General features: G+C 37.9%; 18 protein-coding genes. 16 read left to right on the top strand and 2 right to left on the bottom strand.

Features of this window, described 5'->3' with window-relative positions:
* The first annotated feature begins 59 nt into the window (after positions 1 to 59).
* From DLJ48_RS01645 to DLJ48_RS01620, 6 genes are all read left to right on the top strand, one after another.
* Positions 60 to 1,586, top strand: coding sequence for a hypothetical protein (locus tag DLJ48_RS01645; RefSeq protein ID WP_128685327.1), 1,527 nt, complete (start codon positions 60 to 62; stop codon positions 1,584 to 1,586).
* Between the two features lie 56 nt (positions 1,587 to 1,642).
* The gene (locus DLJ48_RS08635; RefSeq protein ID WP_274597003.1) at positions 1,643 to 1,765 is read left to right on the top strand and encodes a hypothetical protein; all 123 of its coding nucleotides are present in this window, start codon (positions 1,643 to 1,645) and stop codon (positions 1,763 to 1,765) included.
* A gap of 500 nt (positions 1,766 to 2,265) precedes the next feature.
* Positions 2,266 to 2,550 (top strand): type II toxin-antitoxin system RelE/ParE family toxin, encoded by a 285-nt coding sequence (locus DLJ48_RS01635; RefSeq protein ID WP_128685325.1) that lies wholly within the window; start codon positions 2,266 to 2,268, stop codon positions 2,548 to 2,550.
* Between the two features lie 24 nt (positions 2,551 to 2,574).
* Positions 2,575 to 2,865, top strand: a complete 291-nt coding sequence (locus DLJ48_RS01630) for a helix-turn-helix domain-containing protein (protein ID WP_338043469.1) — start codon at positions 2,575 to 2,577, stop codon at positions 2,863 to 2,865.
* A 913-nt stretch (positions 2,866 to 3,778) separates the two neighbouring features.
* Positions 3,779 to 4,015 (top strand): Fic family protein, encoded by a 237-nt coding sequence (locus tag DLJ48_RS08540; RefSeq protein ID WP_243148624.1) that lies wholly within the window; start codon positions 3,779 to 3,781, stop codon positions 4,013 to 4,015.
* A gap of 738 nt (positions 4,016 to 4,753) precedes the next feature.
* On the top strand, positions 4,754 to 5,416 hold the full coding sequence (locus DLJ48_RS01620; protein ID WP_128685323.1) for a PBECR4 domain-containing protein: 663 nt from the start codon (positions 4,754 to 4,756) through the stop codon (positions 5,414 to 5,416).
* Positions 5,417 to 5,589: 173 nt separating this feature from the next.
* Here DLJ48_RS01620 and DLJ48_RS01615 read toward each other — a convergent pair whose 3' ends face one another.
* Positions 5,590 to 6,114 carry a TetR/AcrR family transcriptional regulator gene (locus DLJ48_RS01615; RefSeq protein WP_128685321.1) on the bottom strand — a complete coding sequence of 175 codons (525 nt, stop codon included), beginning with the start codon at positions 6,112 to 6,114 and terminating at the stop codon, positions 5,590 to 5,592.
* A 121-nt stretch (positions 6,115 to 6,235) separates the two neighbouring features.
* Between DLJ48_RS01615 and DLJ48_RS01610 the strand changes: the two genes are divergently transcribed.
* The 9 genes from DLJ48_RS01610 (at position 6,236) to DLJ48_RS01570 (ending at position 13,664) form a co-directional block, all read left to right on the top strand.
* Positions 6,236 to 6,967 carry an SDR family NAD(P)-dependent oxidoreductase gene (locus DLJ48_RS01610; protein ID WP_128685319.1) on the top strand — a complete coding sequence of 244 codons (732 nt, stop codon included), beginning with the start codon at positions 6,236 to 6,238 and terminating at the stop codon, positions 6,965 to 6,967.
* Between the two features lie 228 nt (positions 6,968 to 7,195).
* Entirely contained in the window at positions 7,196 to 7,522 is a 327-nt protein-coding gene (locus tag DLJ48_RS01605) for a hypothetical protein (protein ID WP_128685317.1), read from the top strand.
* A 1-nt stretch (position 7,523) separates the two neighbouring features.
* Positions 7,524 to 8,249 (top strand): sunset domain-containing protein, encoded by a 726-nt coding sequence (locus tag DLJ48_RS01600; protein ID WP_128685316.1) that lies wholly within the window; start codon positions 7,524 to 7,526, stop codon positions 8,247 to 8,249.
* 345 nt (positions 8,250 to 8,594) lie between these two features.
* On the top strand, positions 8,595 to 9,977 hold the full coding sequence (locus DLJ48_RS01595) for a sugar porter family MFS transporter (RefSeq protein ID WP_128685314.1): 1,383 nt from the start codon (positions 8,595 to 8,597) through the stop codon (positions 9,975 to 9,977).
* Between the two features lie 27 nt (positions 9,978 to 10,004).
* Entirely contained in the window at positions 10,005 to 11,033 is a 1,029-nt protein-coding gene (locus DLJ48_RS01590; RefSeq protein WP_128687049.1) for a polysaccharide pyruvyl transferase family protein, read from the top strand.
* A gap of 137 nt (positions 11,034 to 11,170) precedes the next feature.
* Positions 11,171 to 11,383: a CsbD family protein gene (locus tag DLJ48_RS01585; RefSeq protein ID WP_128685312.1), complete on the top strand. Its 213-nt coding sequence runs from the start codon at positions 11,171 to 11,173 to the stop codon at positions 11,381 to 11,383.
* Positions 11,384 to 11,552: 169 nt separating this feature from the next.
* Complete coding sequence (locus tag DLJ48_RS01580) at positions 11,553 to 11,798, top strand: GlsB/YeaQ/YmgE family stress response membrane protein (protein WP_128685310.1); 246 nt, start codon at positions 11,553 to 11,555, stop codon at positions 11,796 to 11,798.
* Between the two features lie 738 nt (positions 11,799 to 12,536).
* Entirely contained in the window at positions 12,537 to 12,839 is a 303-nt protein-coding gene (locus DLJ48_RS01575) for a hypothetical protein (protein ID WP_128685308.1), read from the top strand.
* 243 nt (positions 12,840 to 13,082) lie between these two features.
* Positions 13,083 to 13,664 (top strand): hypothetical protein, encoded by a 582-nt coding sequence (locus tag DLJ48_RS01570; RefSeq protein WP_128685306.1) that lies wholly within the window; start codon positions 13,083 to 13,085, stop codon positions 13,662 to 13,664.
* 413 nt (positions 13,665 to 14,077) lie between these two features.
* Here DLJ48_RS01570 and DLJ48_RS01565 read toward each other — a convergent pair whose 3' ends face one another.
* Positions 14,078 to 14,236 carry a ribbon-helix-helix domain-containing protein gene (locus tag DLJ48_RS01565; protein ID WP_128685304.1) on the bottom strand — a complete coding sequence of 53 codons (159 nt, stop codon included), beginning with the start codon at positions 14,234 to 14,236 and terminating at the stop codon, positions 14,078 to 14,080.
* A gap of 105 nt (positions 14,237 to 14,341) precedes the next feature.
* On the opposite strand from DLJ48_RS01565, the gene DLJ48_RS01560 reads away from it, so the two are divergent.
* Positions 14,342 to 15,826 (top strand): glycosyltransferase family 2 protein, encoded by a 1,485-nt coding sequence (locus tag DLJ48_RS01560; protein WP_128685302.1) that lies wholly within the window; start codon positions 14,342 to 14,344, stop codon positions 15,824 to 15,826.
* The last annotated feature ends 258 nt before the right edge of the window (positions 15,827 to 16,084 follow it).

The following is a 16,084-nucleotide window of genomic DNA, read 5'->3' as shown; positions in this document are numbered from 1 at the left end:
GCGATAAATCTTGTTACCAATTGGAATCCAAATTTAAACGGGACATCGAGGGAAAATAAATGACAAATAAAAAGAAAATTGGTCTCTTTTTTGGAGCTGGAGCCGAAATGGGATATGGTTTACCATCTGGTGGAAAATTTGCTCTTGATATATTTAAAATGCCAAAACAAGAGGATAAAGATTATTTTTCCAAAATGATTAACAAAATTGATCTGCAGTCTCAAATTGCTACTAGTAATTGGCTTCCTGCGGATTTCAAAGATAAGCGCCTGTTTGTTTTTGGAAAGGGCAATTTTGAGGATATTATTTCTTCTAGTTTAGAAAATAGAAGAAATGCTATTTTAAGTTTTTTTGATAATTTTGATAGTAATGTATCTCATATGCTGGCAAACTGGGATATTGGGGAACAAGATGTACAGCAATCATTTATTAAAAAAACGGGTCTAGGTTTTGGCGAAAAACTCTATTCCCAAGTAGCAGTATTAAATGATAAATTCGCTAAACATTCGAGCATTTTTAGTTCTGAGTATTTTTCGGCTTTTTTAAAGCTAATCGAGATGTTTCCCAAAGAAACCAATAGAATATCAATTATTTCGACGTGTTTTTTAGAGTTCCTTATTGGTTCTTTGGGCGAAGACCTAGTATCTGATTTAAATCAACAGTTATTCAAGAAAACGCCACCCAAGATTGAGATTTTTGACAATTTAGCAAATCCGTTCAGTCTTAATTATTCGGCAACGGGTCAAAATGGCTTGGCCATAGTTTTAGATGAGAATGATGAAGAAACAGTGAAAACCACCGATACTACGATGACTATTTTTAATAAGTTAGCGAAAGATATACTTTCTAATTTGTATGCCCAGAATTTAGATTACCAATCCTTGATAGACAGCCATTTTCGCTATCTGTATAAACCGAGTTCCGAATGGGCTAAATTTACCAGAATTTCGATTTTTCTGTATTCCGTCCGACGCTATATTATTTCTCAATTAGGTGACGTTGAAGAAATAAAAACCCAATCTGGGTTTTATCAAGATACAAATGACATAGCGGAGAAATGTGATATTAAGGCAGTTGGTACCACGAACTATAATAATTTGATTTCTGACATTTTGAAGCAGAGATCAACAATATACAAATTGAATGGTAGCGTTGATGATTTTTATGATCCATATAAAAATACAATTGTGCCGGCATCCAAAAAAGATGATTATGAAGGAATCCTTGTTCCGCTTATGTTTACTCAAAGCGGAACCAAGCCACTAACCTCAATATCTATGTTAAGACGATATGTTGATTTGTATGATAACTTGAAGGATTGTGATGAGATTGAAGTCATCGGGTTTGGATTCAATGGCGATGATGGCCATATTAATGGGCTTTTTAGAAGTTTGATAGAAGATAAAGATAAAGTGGTGTATATTTTTCAGCACAGTGCTGGTACAACACCGAAAAGCCAGCGTGATTACACAGAATGTTATCAACGTAAACTAAGATTGAGTTCATCCAAGAATCTAAAAATTGATTTCATAGATGACAACAGATTTGTTAATGGCGAAATTTGGTATAAGAGCATACTTGATTAACATTCTGTGCATGTGAATGCGTCAGATCGTGCGAGTGTTTTTTGCAGGGTCTTTGCATGTATTCGAAACCTGGTGCTTTCGATATGGAGAAAATCATGCACGAAGAAGATCGATTCCTACCGGAGATCGTTTTACAAGTGATTAAATTGCCGGGCGTCTCGGATAGTATTTCATTCTGAGAAAAGACATACCGAACTTTTCCTTTGCCTTCGAAATTGAGTTCCATTAGTTTGTCATCGGAAAGGTACAACCAAAAAACTTTATTCATTACAATATTTACGACAAAATAAATAGCTGGACTTTCGTTTACTCTCTCTTTCGCGTAATAAAGGAAATTTGTTTCTAAATCATATAGATATTTATCTCTATTTTTTCCTTGTTCCCCTGGCTTAAGATTGGAAGTCTTTTTAATTTGCACAATGAACTGTTTTGAGGATTTTCGGTCAGGGGTGAATAATTCGAAAGTTCCATCATAATCAGGAGTCCGGTCATTCTGCTTAAAAAACGTTTTGATGCCTTGTTTTTGATTCTAGCAGGTCTTCTAAAATTCCGATTGCAGTTCTTTCATTAAAAGAAGAATCACTGTATTTTGATATTCCTGGTGTGGACATGAACTATTTTTGCCTCCTCAAATACTTTTCATACTTAATGATAGCTTATATGCTATCATTAAGATTCTCTGCCCAAAAAGGAAAGAATTAAACTAGTTTCTGTGATTGAAAAGATTCAGGAAGTTGGTTTGCAAGAGGCCTTTAAAATGCAATGGGCAGCTAAACTAGAGGACAATTTGTATGAAATTCGTACAAGAATTGGTAAAGAGTATTTGAGAGGCATCTACTTTCATTTAGAGAAAAGCCAGTACGTGATCACGCACGGTTTTAAAAAGAAAAGCAATAAAACGCCCTTGAAAGAATTAGAGAAAGGTAGGCAAAGAAGGGATAGATTTATGGAAAACAATCATTAACTGATTTTACAAAGGAGAATAGACATGCAAAAAAGAATTATTGGTACGATTGATGACTATATTGCAGAAAGAGAGAGCAAAGATCCAGGATTCAAGCAAGCCCTCTCAAAAGAGAGCCAAAAGTTAGATCTTGCTATTAAAATAAGAAATTTAAGAGAACAAGAGGGGCTTAGTCAAAGAGAACTAGCTGCGCGATTGGGCAAACCGCAATCGACAATTGCAAGGATTGAAAACGGTAATGTTAATCCTTCTTTTAAAACTATCGAAGAAATAGCAAACAAATTAGGAAAAAATCTCCAGATCAGTTTTGTATGAATGGCCTAGTGGAATATATTCGAGTTACCGAATTTGCAATGAGAGAACCATGCAATCCGTGCAATTAAGCGAGACAGTTGGTCAAAAAGAATCAATATTGAATGTCAATCCTTTTTTGAGCCAGTGGATATTTAAAGAAATGCCAGCCAGAAAGACAAAATCCATGTATACATGTATGTATAGTAAGTATTAACAGAACCGCCTAGGCCTCCGAACTTAGTTCATGCATAATAGGGTGGTCTTTTTTATTGTTCAATAATATTTAGATGTTGAAACACGGAAGTTAGTGCCTTCCTACAAATGAGACGATAGCATTTATGCTGCAAGGAATGTCTACGTGATCACTTGCAGCCTGTTACCAATATGTTCGCATTTAAGATTCCTTAGCCCACCGCGTTCCATTTTTGTCTTAAGAGTGGCAACTGGCATTCTGTGGTCTGGGTGAAAAGAGCCGCTACGTATCTTCAAGCAGTGGATTAAATACAGGCAAATTAGATTTTCATGGCTATATATTAATTACTTTTATAACCTCACAGTAACCAGTATTTCGTTAGTATAATTTGGTTAAAATTCAAGAATGCCCGACGACTTAGTCAATTTAAAAGAATTAGATTTTGTAGTTACGAATTTTAAAACAAAGCAATTAAATGAATTTGTGTTTTTCCTTAGTAGCAAACTCAACCTACAGTCTTATCAAAATCTGAAAGTGAGTCATATTAATAATCGTTATTACGAAATCGACCTGTTAGATGCCGCTGATAGAGTTACGAAAAATTTCATGTTTTTTTACTGATAGACAGGACTTATCGATTAAGCAAATGTGCCTTTACAATAAGACGTTTGAGAAAATTTTAGCGAAGAATCACTTTATGGCCTTAAAGATGAAAATGGATTAGATCGTGTCTTATCAGCTATGAATCAAGAGGCCTTTGGAGTAGATTTTCATCCGACCATTATAGATAAAGCAGCCTTTTTATGGTATTCGATTGCAACCAAGCAACTTTTCAATAATGGCAATAAAAGGACGGCCTTCCTTTCAACTATCATGTTCTTGAAATTCAACTTTTTAAATTTTCCGATAATAATCCACAAAAACTATATGATATGTCTATTGCATTGGCTGCAGGGAAAATCTTCGAAGTTGAATTAAAAGGTTTTTTATTAACCGCTTGTTCATTAGATACTGAGTTTATGCAAGATACTTTATGATACGATCTCTTCAAGGAGGTCTCGAACGAACAATATTTCGCCTAAATTTACTACAGATAATGCCAAAAAAATTATCAACGACCGTCTTTCTCAACCGGACCCACAAAAGAAAATGCTGCAAAGCATTACCACGAATAAAAACATTAAAAAAGTTATGTCCAAGCTCGCTAAAGTGTAATGAGCTGGTAATTGAGATGATCAAGAAACGCTATATCGGGCTGGGGCTCGTGAGGTGTTTTTTTATAATCAAAAATGAGTATTCGAGTATGCTATTTTGTCGATAACAGTGCTAAGCTATTTTCAAAATAAGGATTTAGGGAGTTTGAGATGATCGTGCTCAGGCAAGCCTTACGCAGAAAGCTGCTGAGAATCAGCAGAGTCTATAGTTTTTAAATATTAAGATTTTATTAAGACGGATTTCAAATAAAGTTGATACCTAATAATGGGTGGAGGAACTGCGTGGGTTGTTGTGTCCTGTGGTTCCGTGTTGTGTTGTTAGTAAGGGTCGCAGGCGCCCACCGAGTTAATGCAGAACGTAAGGGTCTGTTAGTCTCGCCAGTGACATGTGACTGGTTAATGCAGGACGTAAGGGTCTGTCAGCGTGCTCGGCGCAAGAAAAGCTTGCACTACATATTACATATGATAGACACGGTTTATCCGCGTTTTTTTTTGGAGTTTTATGAAAAATAAAGCAATATCTTCTTCGGAAGCGATACGTAATAAAGAAACTCAATGTCAGAGGGTTTGGGAAAAGGCGCTTGATTTTTTTGAGACTTATTTTATTGATAAAAAAGTTATTTACGAATATAAAGAAAATATGCGTTCCAAACATATCTCTCAAGTGACTATAGAATTTGAAAAAAGTAATTTTCTCCATCTTTGTGGCTTACAAGTGGACAAACATCAGCCCAAAAATATTCGACCAACGATGTTCTGGAAAGAAATCGTCAACAAAAGATTTAATTCGAATCATTGGCAACTGTCAGATGAGATAATGGCGCTTGGTAGCGATCCAAAAAGATATTTCACCTGGAAAACTGCTGCGTTAATTTCAATCAATGAGTTATTATCGACTAAGGTTTGTTTGACTAAAGCGCAAAGATATGACCATCTCGTTTTTGATATCATGGTGAGATCGCACAAGGAAACAATTGGTTTAGCCCTGAAGAAAACTAACCAATTTTATCGTATTATTTCTACGATTAACCTCAGTTCTCAGCTATCGAATAAAGCTGCTTCTTTACAAAAAATGCCGGTCACGTCTGTCTATTCTTTAGACCGCAATGGCAACAAAAAGTTATTGCTGCAGAATTCAACGGTTTCAGCACAAAAAAATTTATAAGCCTCATCATCATTAACAGCGTGTTTTGATTCTTGCATTTTATCTTTTCGGTCGGCTTGAAACCCATCATGAATTAGGACCGGCCATGATTTTACATAATGTTCAATCAGACTATTAATGCTGAGAAATATGTTTTTGCTATTTTTTGAAAAATGATTTTTTGTATAATGCGATTAATATAGTTTTGAAACAAAAGCTGAAATTAAAAGTTGGTGATCATCTAATCCTTTTTCTGCTTCAACATGATCAGAATTAGTTAACTCGATAAGGCCATGAATGAAGGAAAATACGATAGCGGAATCAATCGTGTTTGGAATAAACTCGCGAAGTATTTCTAATGGTCGCATCGCCACAGGTCGTAAGTCCCGATATTCAGCAGTGGTCCATTTCCTTTTAAGCATTAAATCATATATAGAAGGATGCTCAGTGCCAAAACGATAATAGTCATTCAACAAGTTAATTAATTGGGCTTGCGAATTACCTGGTATTAACTTTGAAAGACGTGTCGAGAGTTCAGCGAATGATTGGACAGCGATCGTGACCAGCAAGTCATCTTTGTTTTTGAAATGCCGATATACTGCACCCCGAGATAAGCCGATTTCTGTCCCTAGATCACGCATATTGACAGAATCAATGCCTTTGTTTTCGATAATTTTGATAGTCGTTTCTATGATTTTGTCACGGGTATTTTTTGTCATCGTGTCAGGTCCAATCTATCTATATAAAAAACATTATCCGAAAAAGTTGACAATGTCAACGTAATAGGATAATCTTCTTTATGTTGACAGTGTCAACATAATTAAGCTTTAGGAGCAAAAAATGACAAAAAGTGTGTTGATTACCGGGGCTAACAAAGGTATTGGGTTTGAAACTGCCAAACAAATGGGAAAGAAGGGTTGGACGGTCCTGATTGGTGCTCGAAATGAAGGGCGTGGAAAAGAGGCTGTTCATCGATTACAAGCAGAGGGAATTACTGCTCAGTGGTTACGAATCGATCTCAACGATACTAGCAGCATTCATGAAGCTGCCAGATATCTAGCGGAACATTATCCGAAATTGGATGGACTGATCAATAACGCTGGTATTTCTGGCAATATGCAAAGAAATCCTCTGGAACTGGCATCTTCTGAATTAGAGGAGCTGGCAAAGGTTAATTTTCTTGGTAATTTTGAAATGATCAAGTCCTTTACACCGCTGCTATCAAGAAATCATGGCAGAATCTTGAATGTCACAATTCCTTCGACGCCTATCGGTTCTTTTAATCCATTGGGCTATTTGGCAAGTAAGGCTTCGCTAAATTCAATGATCAAATCATTTGCGATGTATTATAAAAAACACGAAATTTCCGTTGAAATTTTCGGCGTGATACTCGGCGGCATATCGACGGATCTGAATAAACATCAGAGCGGTTTACTAATACGAACGGTTCAAGAAGGCGGTGGCTCAATCGCTAAAGCCATGATGGACAGACATCATCATCAAGGCAAAATAATCATACGCATGGGGCTTACTCAGCTAGTACGTAATTTTATTTTCAGAAAACATAATTAAATATAAGTAGAAAAGAGACTGTGATATCAGCCTGTTTTTTTGGTCAATGTCATATATCGAGATTTGCTGAATTGCTTAAAGAATTTTGGCTGGTTAATGACGTTTTTGCTTTTTCCACACAAACCTGGAATTTTTATTTTTTATTATATGAAAGATGATTTTTTTACTTTCTTTTTGCCTTCGATTGAGTTATGTTTTAACCAGCTAAATTGAGGGAGAGAGGGAAGAATGGCTAATCAAGGGGATTATAGATCATCGAGACAGGGTTCGCCGCATACTTGGCAGTTTTATAAGGACCGCCGTCATGATCCTAAATGGTCTGAAGCTTATAAAATTCTCAAGCATAGGCGTGCTGTCCATTTTGTTGTTAAAGTGACTGCTTTGTTTATCTTGTTTGTAGCCGTTCTATTTTTGTCTGCCTATATTCAAGTCCCGCTATACAATAGCCAGGGCACGGTGATAGGACAGACCTCCATTTTGGATAGCTGCAATTTCTTTATTCGCTTTTGGCGCTTCGGGGAATTTCCAAATATCTGCGAATACAGCTTCGGCTAAAATGCAAGCGGTTAAAGGGATTACGCTGCATGTAACCGGTCAAGATAATCGCAAAGTAAATTTAACTAGTGACGCTGATGGCAAAGTAACTATCCACGGCAAAATTAAAGGTGATAAAAAAATCACTTTTACACAATATAAGGGCGGGTATCGTAAATTTACGGTTAAAGCTCACAAAAATGGTTCTTTCAAAAAAACGATTAAAATTCAAAGTGCTACTAATAAAGTTGCTTACAAAGTTGATTCTCATAAGACCAATCAATTAATTAGTAAACATAGTAAGAAATATACGAGCCATACGCGTGTCATCGTGACGATCAAACGCAGTGCTGCTTCACAGGCTTCAGAGAAGGCATCTTCTCAGGCCGCTTCGTCGTCAAGTGCTGCTGCTTCATCTTCTGAAGCCGCTGCTTCTTCCAAAGCTGCTTCAGAGGCTGCCGCTTCTTCTTCTCAGGCTGCCGCTGCTGCCCGGGCTTCGTCACAAGCAGCCGCTCAAGCTGCTTCTAGAAGCAATGCTGCTCAAGCGGCTGCCGCTGCTGCTGCCGCAAATAATCCCGGTGAACAGCGCTATGTTGATGCCAACGGTAATGGCCTGATCAAAGGATCCGTTGATCATATTTATCATATTCCCGGCAGTACTTATTACGCACGTACGAAGCATGTTGTCCAATGGTTTAAGACCACTGATGAAGCACAACGAGCTGGTTATCGTGCACCACTTCGCTAATCTCAGTTAGATTTTGTTTGTAAACGGCTCATACGAGTCGTTTTTTTATTAGGCCGCTGTATCTAGATAATTCAAAGGCAACTTTTAGCATAAAAGCTGCCCAAAGATCCTTTTCATTACCTGCAAAAATGGATCTGATCCAGCGTTGTTTCTTGACTAGCTTGGTCTAATAAAGCTGCCTCGTATCCGTATCGAACGCTTTATAGCCATCCTCCAATATGATTAGCGCTAGTTAGAAAAGCTTACTTTATAAAAGTCGTAGATAAAGAGGACTAGAATGAAATGGTGTTTACATAAATGCACTTATCTTTTTATTCTAAATTTAGTAGACAAGAAAGGATTTCAATGCATAGAAAACATGCCAAGTTCAATAATAGTTTTTTAAGATACAGTACTTACGTAATCTCTTTGGGTGGTTTTCTATTCGGTTATGATACGGGCGTTATTAATGGCGCTTTAGCTTTTATGAGCAAACCTAGTCAGCTTGATTTGACTCCGGCTTTACAAGGTGTTGTCTCAAGTGCTTTGGTACTAGGCGCGTGTATCGGTGCACTTGGATGCGGCAGTCTTGCAGATCGATTTGGTCGAAAAAAGACGCTTCGCTGGATCGCTGCATTATTTACTATTTCAACTATTTTTTGCGCAGTTTCGATGAATTTTATGTTTATGGCCATTTTCCGTTTTATTTTGGGTTTAGCCGTCGGAGCTGCTTCCAGTCTGTCACCGATGTATTTAGCTGAGATCTCACCCGAACCGGTTCGGACAAATAATGTTAACAAAAATGCCATTTTCATTGTCATGGGACAGTTGACCGCTTTCTGTGTTAATGCCATATTAGGAAATATCTGGGGGAACTGGGGACCGATTTGGCGAGTCATGATTATTTCCGCTAGTATTCCAGCTATTTTTTTATGGTTTAATTCCTTTCATATTAGCGGCAGTCCTCGCTGGCTGCTCTTACAAAATAAAGTCAGACGTGCACGTCATCTATTTTCAAGACTTGGTTTTCCAAGAGAAGTTTCGGAAAAATTGGCAAATAATGCCAAAAATACCGAGGACACTGGTAATGGTTTAGCATGGCGCAGCATTTGGAAAAAACCCAGTCTTATTTATCTGCTCTTCTCTGGTGCCGTCATTGCCTTGATTCAACAAATTTCCGGTGTCAATACAGTCATGTATTATGGCACGATTTTGTTAGAACGAATAGGTATGGGCCAAAGCGGTTCTTTGTATGCCAACGTTTTGATAGGCTTTGTTTCGGTACTAGCCAGTATTTTTGGTACAAGATTAATTGCAAAGTATGATCATCATCGTATGCTGTTGATCGGTTTATCAGGCAATATTCTCTTCTTGGCTTTATTAGCTTTCGTCATGCACTTAAAGTCTCTTGATCAAGCTGCGACAAGCTTGCTCGTTCTAGTCTTTCTAGCTCTTTTCTTGGCCAGCCACCAAGGGATTGTCAGCCCAGTGACTTGGTTAATTATGTCTGAGATGTTTCCTACGGTTGTTCAAGCGCGTTTTATGTCGATCGCAACTGCAACGACCTGGATTACAAATTTTGTCATCAGTTTGATTTTTCCTTTGTTGATCTCAAGTGTGGGAGTGGGAATGTCTTTTTTCATCTTCGCTTTAAGCAATGGTGTCAGCGTTCTGCTCTCTATCTTTGTGATCAACAAAAGAGAAATGCATATAGCTTATGAGAAAAATGATTTTTTAACACAAAAATAAATTGATCGATCTTAAAGGAGATATATGATGCCTCGTTTTTTTATTGAAACAACAAAATCAGTTTCGACCTTGCCAACTAATAGTCGACCAAAGTTTTTTGCTTTCGGCATTCCCGATTATACGAACTTAGGCGATCAAGCTGTTTCTTTGGCCTCGCGAAAATACATTGAGACTGAGTTCCCCGAATTTCAATATATTGAAATTCTAGAAGATGATAATGATGCCGGGATCGAAGCTGTTGAGAAGATCATTACTTCCCAAGACGTTGTTTCTTTTGTTGGCGGCGGTAATATGGGAAGCCTTTATACAGAGCATGAATCAGCGCGGAGAAAGGTATTTTCTACTTTTGTGAATAATCTGACGATTTCTTTTCCACAATCTATTCACTTTGAAGAGACTGATTTTGGTCATAAACAGCAACAGCTGAGTCAGGCTGCTTATAGTCGGAATCCACATTTATTCTTGATCGCCCGCGATGCGCAAAGTTATCATCGCATGCAGACAACATTTTCCAATCACGTTTTATTCACGCCCGATATGGTCTTGTATATGAAGGCCGAAGACTTCCATTTCCAGCGCTCAGGAGCTTTATTTGCTTTACGCCGTGATGGTGAAAAAGTGGTGGACGACACGCTTGTTGAGTCTATGAAGCATTTGCTGGATAAGCCTCAACGCTCGATTATACAAACAGATACGGTTCTTGATACGGTGGATCATATTACGCCGATGACGCGTGAAAAATTATTTCAGCAAGAATTGGAATTGTTTGCTCATCAAGAAATGATTATCACTGATCGCTGGCATGCAATGGTCTTTTCTGTCTTGACAGGCACGCCATGCTTACTGTTTGGCAATAGCTATGGCAAAGGGAAACATGCTTACATTGATTGGTTAGAGCATATTGATTGGATCGACTATACAGACGAGACCGACCTAACACGTTTAAAAGCTATTATTGATCGCTTAATAGGCACTCCGAAACATGATTTTGACCTTAGACCTGATTTTGGGCAGCTGCATCAGTTGATTGCTAGACATTTAAAGACAATTAGCTGACTTTTCTGCTAGCGTGTTTCATGTTTTATCTGAGTATTTGTTATGGTAGTTTAATTGTCTTGTTATCTGACTATGACATAATTAATCTATCAGTAATTTTTCGTACGACTTACTGAAATAACCCAAGGGAGAAAGATATGTCATCAAAAGATAAAGTTGATTCACTGAAAGACAAAGCCGCTGGTACTGCCAAAGAAGTCGAAGGCAAAGTTACCGGTGACAAGGCTCGTGAAGGTGAAGGTAAGATTCAAAAAGCAGTGGGAAAAGCAAAGGATGTGTTGTCCGATGCTAAAGATGCTGTTGCTGACAAAGTTGAAGATGTCAAGAAAGATCTGGATAAGAACGATTGAGCAGCTACTCGCAAGCTCAACGAAGCCAAAGATCCTGAAAAGAAATAAGATTAAAATAAGAAGGCCTGTAGAGATCTTCTTTTGCCTCAAGAAATGAGTTTGTGATTTTTGTTAAAATAAAGTTATTAGTAGTAGTACTAATAACATCTTGTTTGGGAAAGGAAATACTATGCATTTAATTTGGGCTTTAATTATCGGTGCTGTTATCGGTGCTATCGCTGGCGCTTTAACTAGCAAAGGCAAGGCTATGGGCTGGATTGCCAACATTGTGGCTGGTCTAGTTGGTTCTTGGGTAGGTGAGTCGCTTTTGGGTCATTGGGGACCAACGCTTGCAGGTATGGCTTTGATTCCTTCGATCATTGGCGCCGTGATCGTCGTAGCGGTCGTTTCTTGGTTGACCAGCAGGACAAACTAGATCATATATTGGGTTGTGGCATAGAATTGGTGGTTTTTGTATAATAAATACCGGGCCTTAGACCCAATGAAATATAACTTCAAAGAAGATCACTTACAGGACATCTCAACATTAGCTGGGATGTTTTTTAATAATTAAAACCCTAAACCAATAAAAAAACACCATCAAGGTGCTTTTAATCAATTAATTATTTTAAGATCGCTTCTGATGATCGATCCCATAGAGGGAAAGTACCAGCCGCGAAAACCATACGAAACCTCAATTTCTTTTAACATAGGCTAGTTTTATTTAACTTGTTCACATGAGTTAACTAACATAATTCATTATAACACCTAGCACATATTGACTATGGATTTTGCGTATACGCTGACATTATGATAACAGGTTGATCAGAGGATTTTGCTAAACTGAATTGGCCGATATAACAGTTTAGCCATAATACATCTGTCTGGCTATTACTCGCAAACTATAACAAGGCAAATTCGATCAAGGGTCAACCGCAGGCGCAATTAAAGTTCGAAACGGAACAATAAGCGATGATAAAGCAGCTTGAATAAATTCTCTAAAAAATAGTGTTTATTGTCAGCGATTTAATTTAATAAATTATTGGCCTAGGTCAAAATATGTTTGTACCTCATTTTCAATACTCTTGCAAATGAAGCTGGGCAGCTGTTTGCAGGATTGGATGGCGTTTTCTGTTATCCTCATAAGATACCCCATACGAAAGGACTTGATCACATGAATGCCATAGAAAGAATGGAATTTATCCTCGACACACGGACACTTGCAGAGCTGCAGGCAAAGACGAATTTAACAGAGACAGAAATCACGCAGCTGACCAGTCGTGAGTTACGTGTTTTCAAACTAGAACCCATGGCTCAGATCACGCTGCTGAGTATGTATGAAAAAGCCTATCCCACAGACGATGACAATGAGGTCATTGATCAAGCGCAAGTGACTAAACGCTCTGATAGATTGATAGACAGAATTGTCACAGAAATCTCAGCTAGATGGCTGGCTTTCTTGAATAGATTTAGGTAATTCAGATCAAAGATGCTATTAGAATTGGGACGTATCGATCAATCATTCCTAGCGTTAAGGAGGCAGACTTATGAAACATCGTTATCTCGTTTATCCGGTTGAGGTTGATCTGGACTAGGCTCGTGAGCGGACCGAACCCTTGTCTGTCAAAAAGTTATCGTTTATATTCGTATATATGGCTAGTATAATTATCAGACGTTGTGCTCCTATTTGCAGCACAAACAAGATATTGAATAGGTATTTATGAAGAAAACAATAAAATGTTTCTTAATTGTAGGAACGGCTGTGTTACTGCTTTTTGCCGGTTTTGGTGTAAAAAGTATAGCTGACAGTGTCTGGGCCGGTCACCAAAATGTCGCGCAGACGAAGGCTGATATTGATACTTTGGCTCACAGAATTCAAGAAAAAAATACGCATATCACGACTCTGGATTCTCAATTAAGCAAATCAAACCAAGACTTGAGCGATGCGAAAAATAACATTGTTTCACTGAATGGCAAAGTAACTAATTTGCAAAAACAGTTAACTGATGCAAAACGGGATAACGATTCATTAAGGATACAGATTCAACAAAAAATTGACGAAGAAAACGCGAAAGTTGCTAGTATGCAGCAAACGATCGATGCTAAACAACGCGAAGTCGATTCTCTCGCTTCTAAACTTCAGCAAGACAAACAAACTATTAAGAGCTTAAATGATCAAGTGACTTCCCTGCAAAAACAGGTGAACGCTGGCGCTAAAGACAAATCTGATCTAAATGAAGCGGTCAAAGATGTTCAGCAATTACAACAGTATGCCGATAATACGGTTCAAAATAATCAGTAAATAAGAGCTGTCGATCATTTCGGGGGGACTTTTTTATATGTCATGAAAATGTTTTGTTTTTGCCAACGAATATGAGCTATTTCTATGAAAAAAATGTCTAATTTTCAAATAACGAGCTAATTCGTGATCAATTGAAGAAAAAAGTATCTTTTTACTCTATGAATCAGTATAATTTTATTGGACATTGAATCAATGACAGCGTTTTTGCCTTAATGGTTAGCTAGAAATGGTGATATTAGGACATCAATGGCTAAAAACCAAAACATACCCAGGTTCAGTTCAACGCACAACAACATATTGCCGAGTTTGCGTTAGAAGACACTAAAATACTCTCAATAATTTCGAGAGTATTGTTAAAACGCTTTACAAATGAATGACGAATAACTGTTAGTTTACTTTTGAGTTAAAAAAGCTTAGATAAGACCTTGATCGATTTTCTTTTTTTCTTCCTCGATCACTTCCTCGATGGCTTTTTCAACTAAGCGAGATTGTGGGATCATTGTTTCATCTGAAATTGTCTTAAGCTCTGCGACAACGTCTTGGTCAAGCGCAAATGTAACTCTCTTCTTCATAACATAATTATACAACAAAGTTATTGTAAATGGAATAAAATTCATGTACAATAATGTTATTGGTTATGCAACAAAGTTATTGAGCAATTTTAGGAGGATCACATAATGTTAAAAATGGTTGCTTACGAGGATGCTGTCAACAATCGAATTTTTGATGATAACGTTTCTAAACGGATGGTCTTGGTAATTCCAGCACATAATGAGGCCGACACAATTACGAGTGTCCTCCAAAGTATCGTTGCGCAAAGAGGGGTCACCCACCATATTCTAGATGTTTTTATCGCTTTGGATAATTGTACGGATAATACGGAAAACGAAATTCGAAAGTTTTCCAACCAATTAAATCTTTATGTCCTGGAAACAGTCAATAACAAAGAACGAAAGTCTGGTGCTTTGAACCAGATTTATCGACTATTTTTGGGTGATCTGACTAAGGAACCCTTATCCGAAGAGCATTTAAAGTCAGTCAAGAATATCGATGCCTTCGTTGGTATTGATGCCGATGTCTACTTGGCTAGAGACTGTTTATCAACGCTCTATCTTGAATTGATCGCACAGTATAAGACTGGCGCTGTTAGTGCTAATTATCAGTGCCTGCTGCCTGAAAGCATTAATGTCATTCCACGAAATGATCCTAATCGAGAATATATGTTAAAACATGGCAAGTTTGGCGGCCCGATGTCACGATTCTATGCCGTTGCTCAAAATGTTGAATTTTCAACTTGGACGATCAAGCAAAAAGTGAATAATCATATTGCTCAAATCGCTGGCGGCCAATGTTCGATGTTTCGCCCGGAGACTTTAAAAGACGTCTATACGCATTTCAAAATGAATGGTGTCTATTCTAACGAAAGCGATACCGAGGATCTATTGCTGACGCAGCAGATTCGAGAAGTCGGCTGGCAATGCAAGATCAGTGATTCGGCCCGGTGCTATGTCGATTCGATGAATACGCTGCCGAGTTTGTACAATCAGCGAAAAAAATGGCAGGCCGGCATTATCCAATATATGACCAAGGCTGGTATCTCAACCGCTTATGCCAGACAGCTTTGGAGTCAGGAAATACTGATGGCTTTCAATTTTCTGATTAGAATTATGCTAGTTGTCTTAATCCCGGTCGCACTGATCATTCATGAATTTGTTTGGTCTTACATTTGGTTTTTGCCGATCCTCGTCTCAGCCATCTTGAATACGGTGGCCACGATCAAAACACCAAACCGCCGACTCATTGATGTTCTGCTGGCCTTGACAACGATTCCAGCCGAGTTGACGATCTGGTTTAAGGTCTCAGTGCATTTATCGACTTGGCGCGACTCTTTTAGGATCGAAAAAATTGACGGTTGGGCTTTGCAGTACCAGGCAGAAAACGGCACCCTGAAACATAATTACAGCTGGTTCTACATCACTATCGCCTTAATCGCTGCTCTTTTCGTTGGTTTCTATTTCAAATGGCTAAGCGTTCGTCTTGTGGTCGATACGATCAAACCTTATTTGAATGCTTCGTTCAATATTTTGACTTATCTAACATTTATCACTTTTATTTTCATGCTCTTCCAACTCAGCAAGCTAAGAGGGCATTACAAAGCCTGAAGTTCAGCTGATTTTCATCCAACATAATAATCAATTAGCAAAAGCCGTGATGGCTTTTTTGTTAGACTTGGTGCAGGGATTGAGTTATGAACAAGATGTTTAAAAAAATAGTAATTGTCGTCGCAGCTGTCTTGCTGTTTGCTATTATTGCTTTGGCTTCTTTTGCGTTAGGTAGAAGCAATCAAGATAAGCTGGGAACGAGAGAAAAATCTAGCAGCAAAACGCTTTCGCATAAAAAATTCATAAGAAAAAAACACA

The organism is Oenococcus sicerae (assembly GCF_004102045.2).
Lineage (GTDB): Bacteria > Bacillota > Bacilli > Lactobacillales > Lactobacillaceae > Oenococcus > Oenococcus sicerae.
This window is presented reverse-complemented; position numbering and strand designations above follow the sequence as displayed.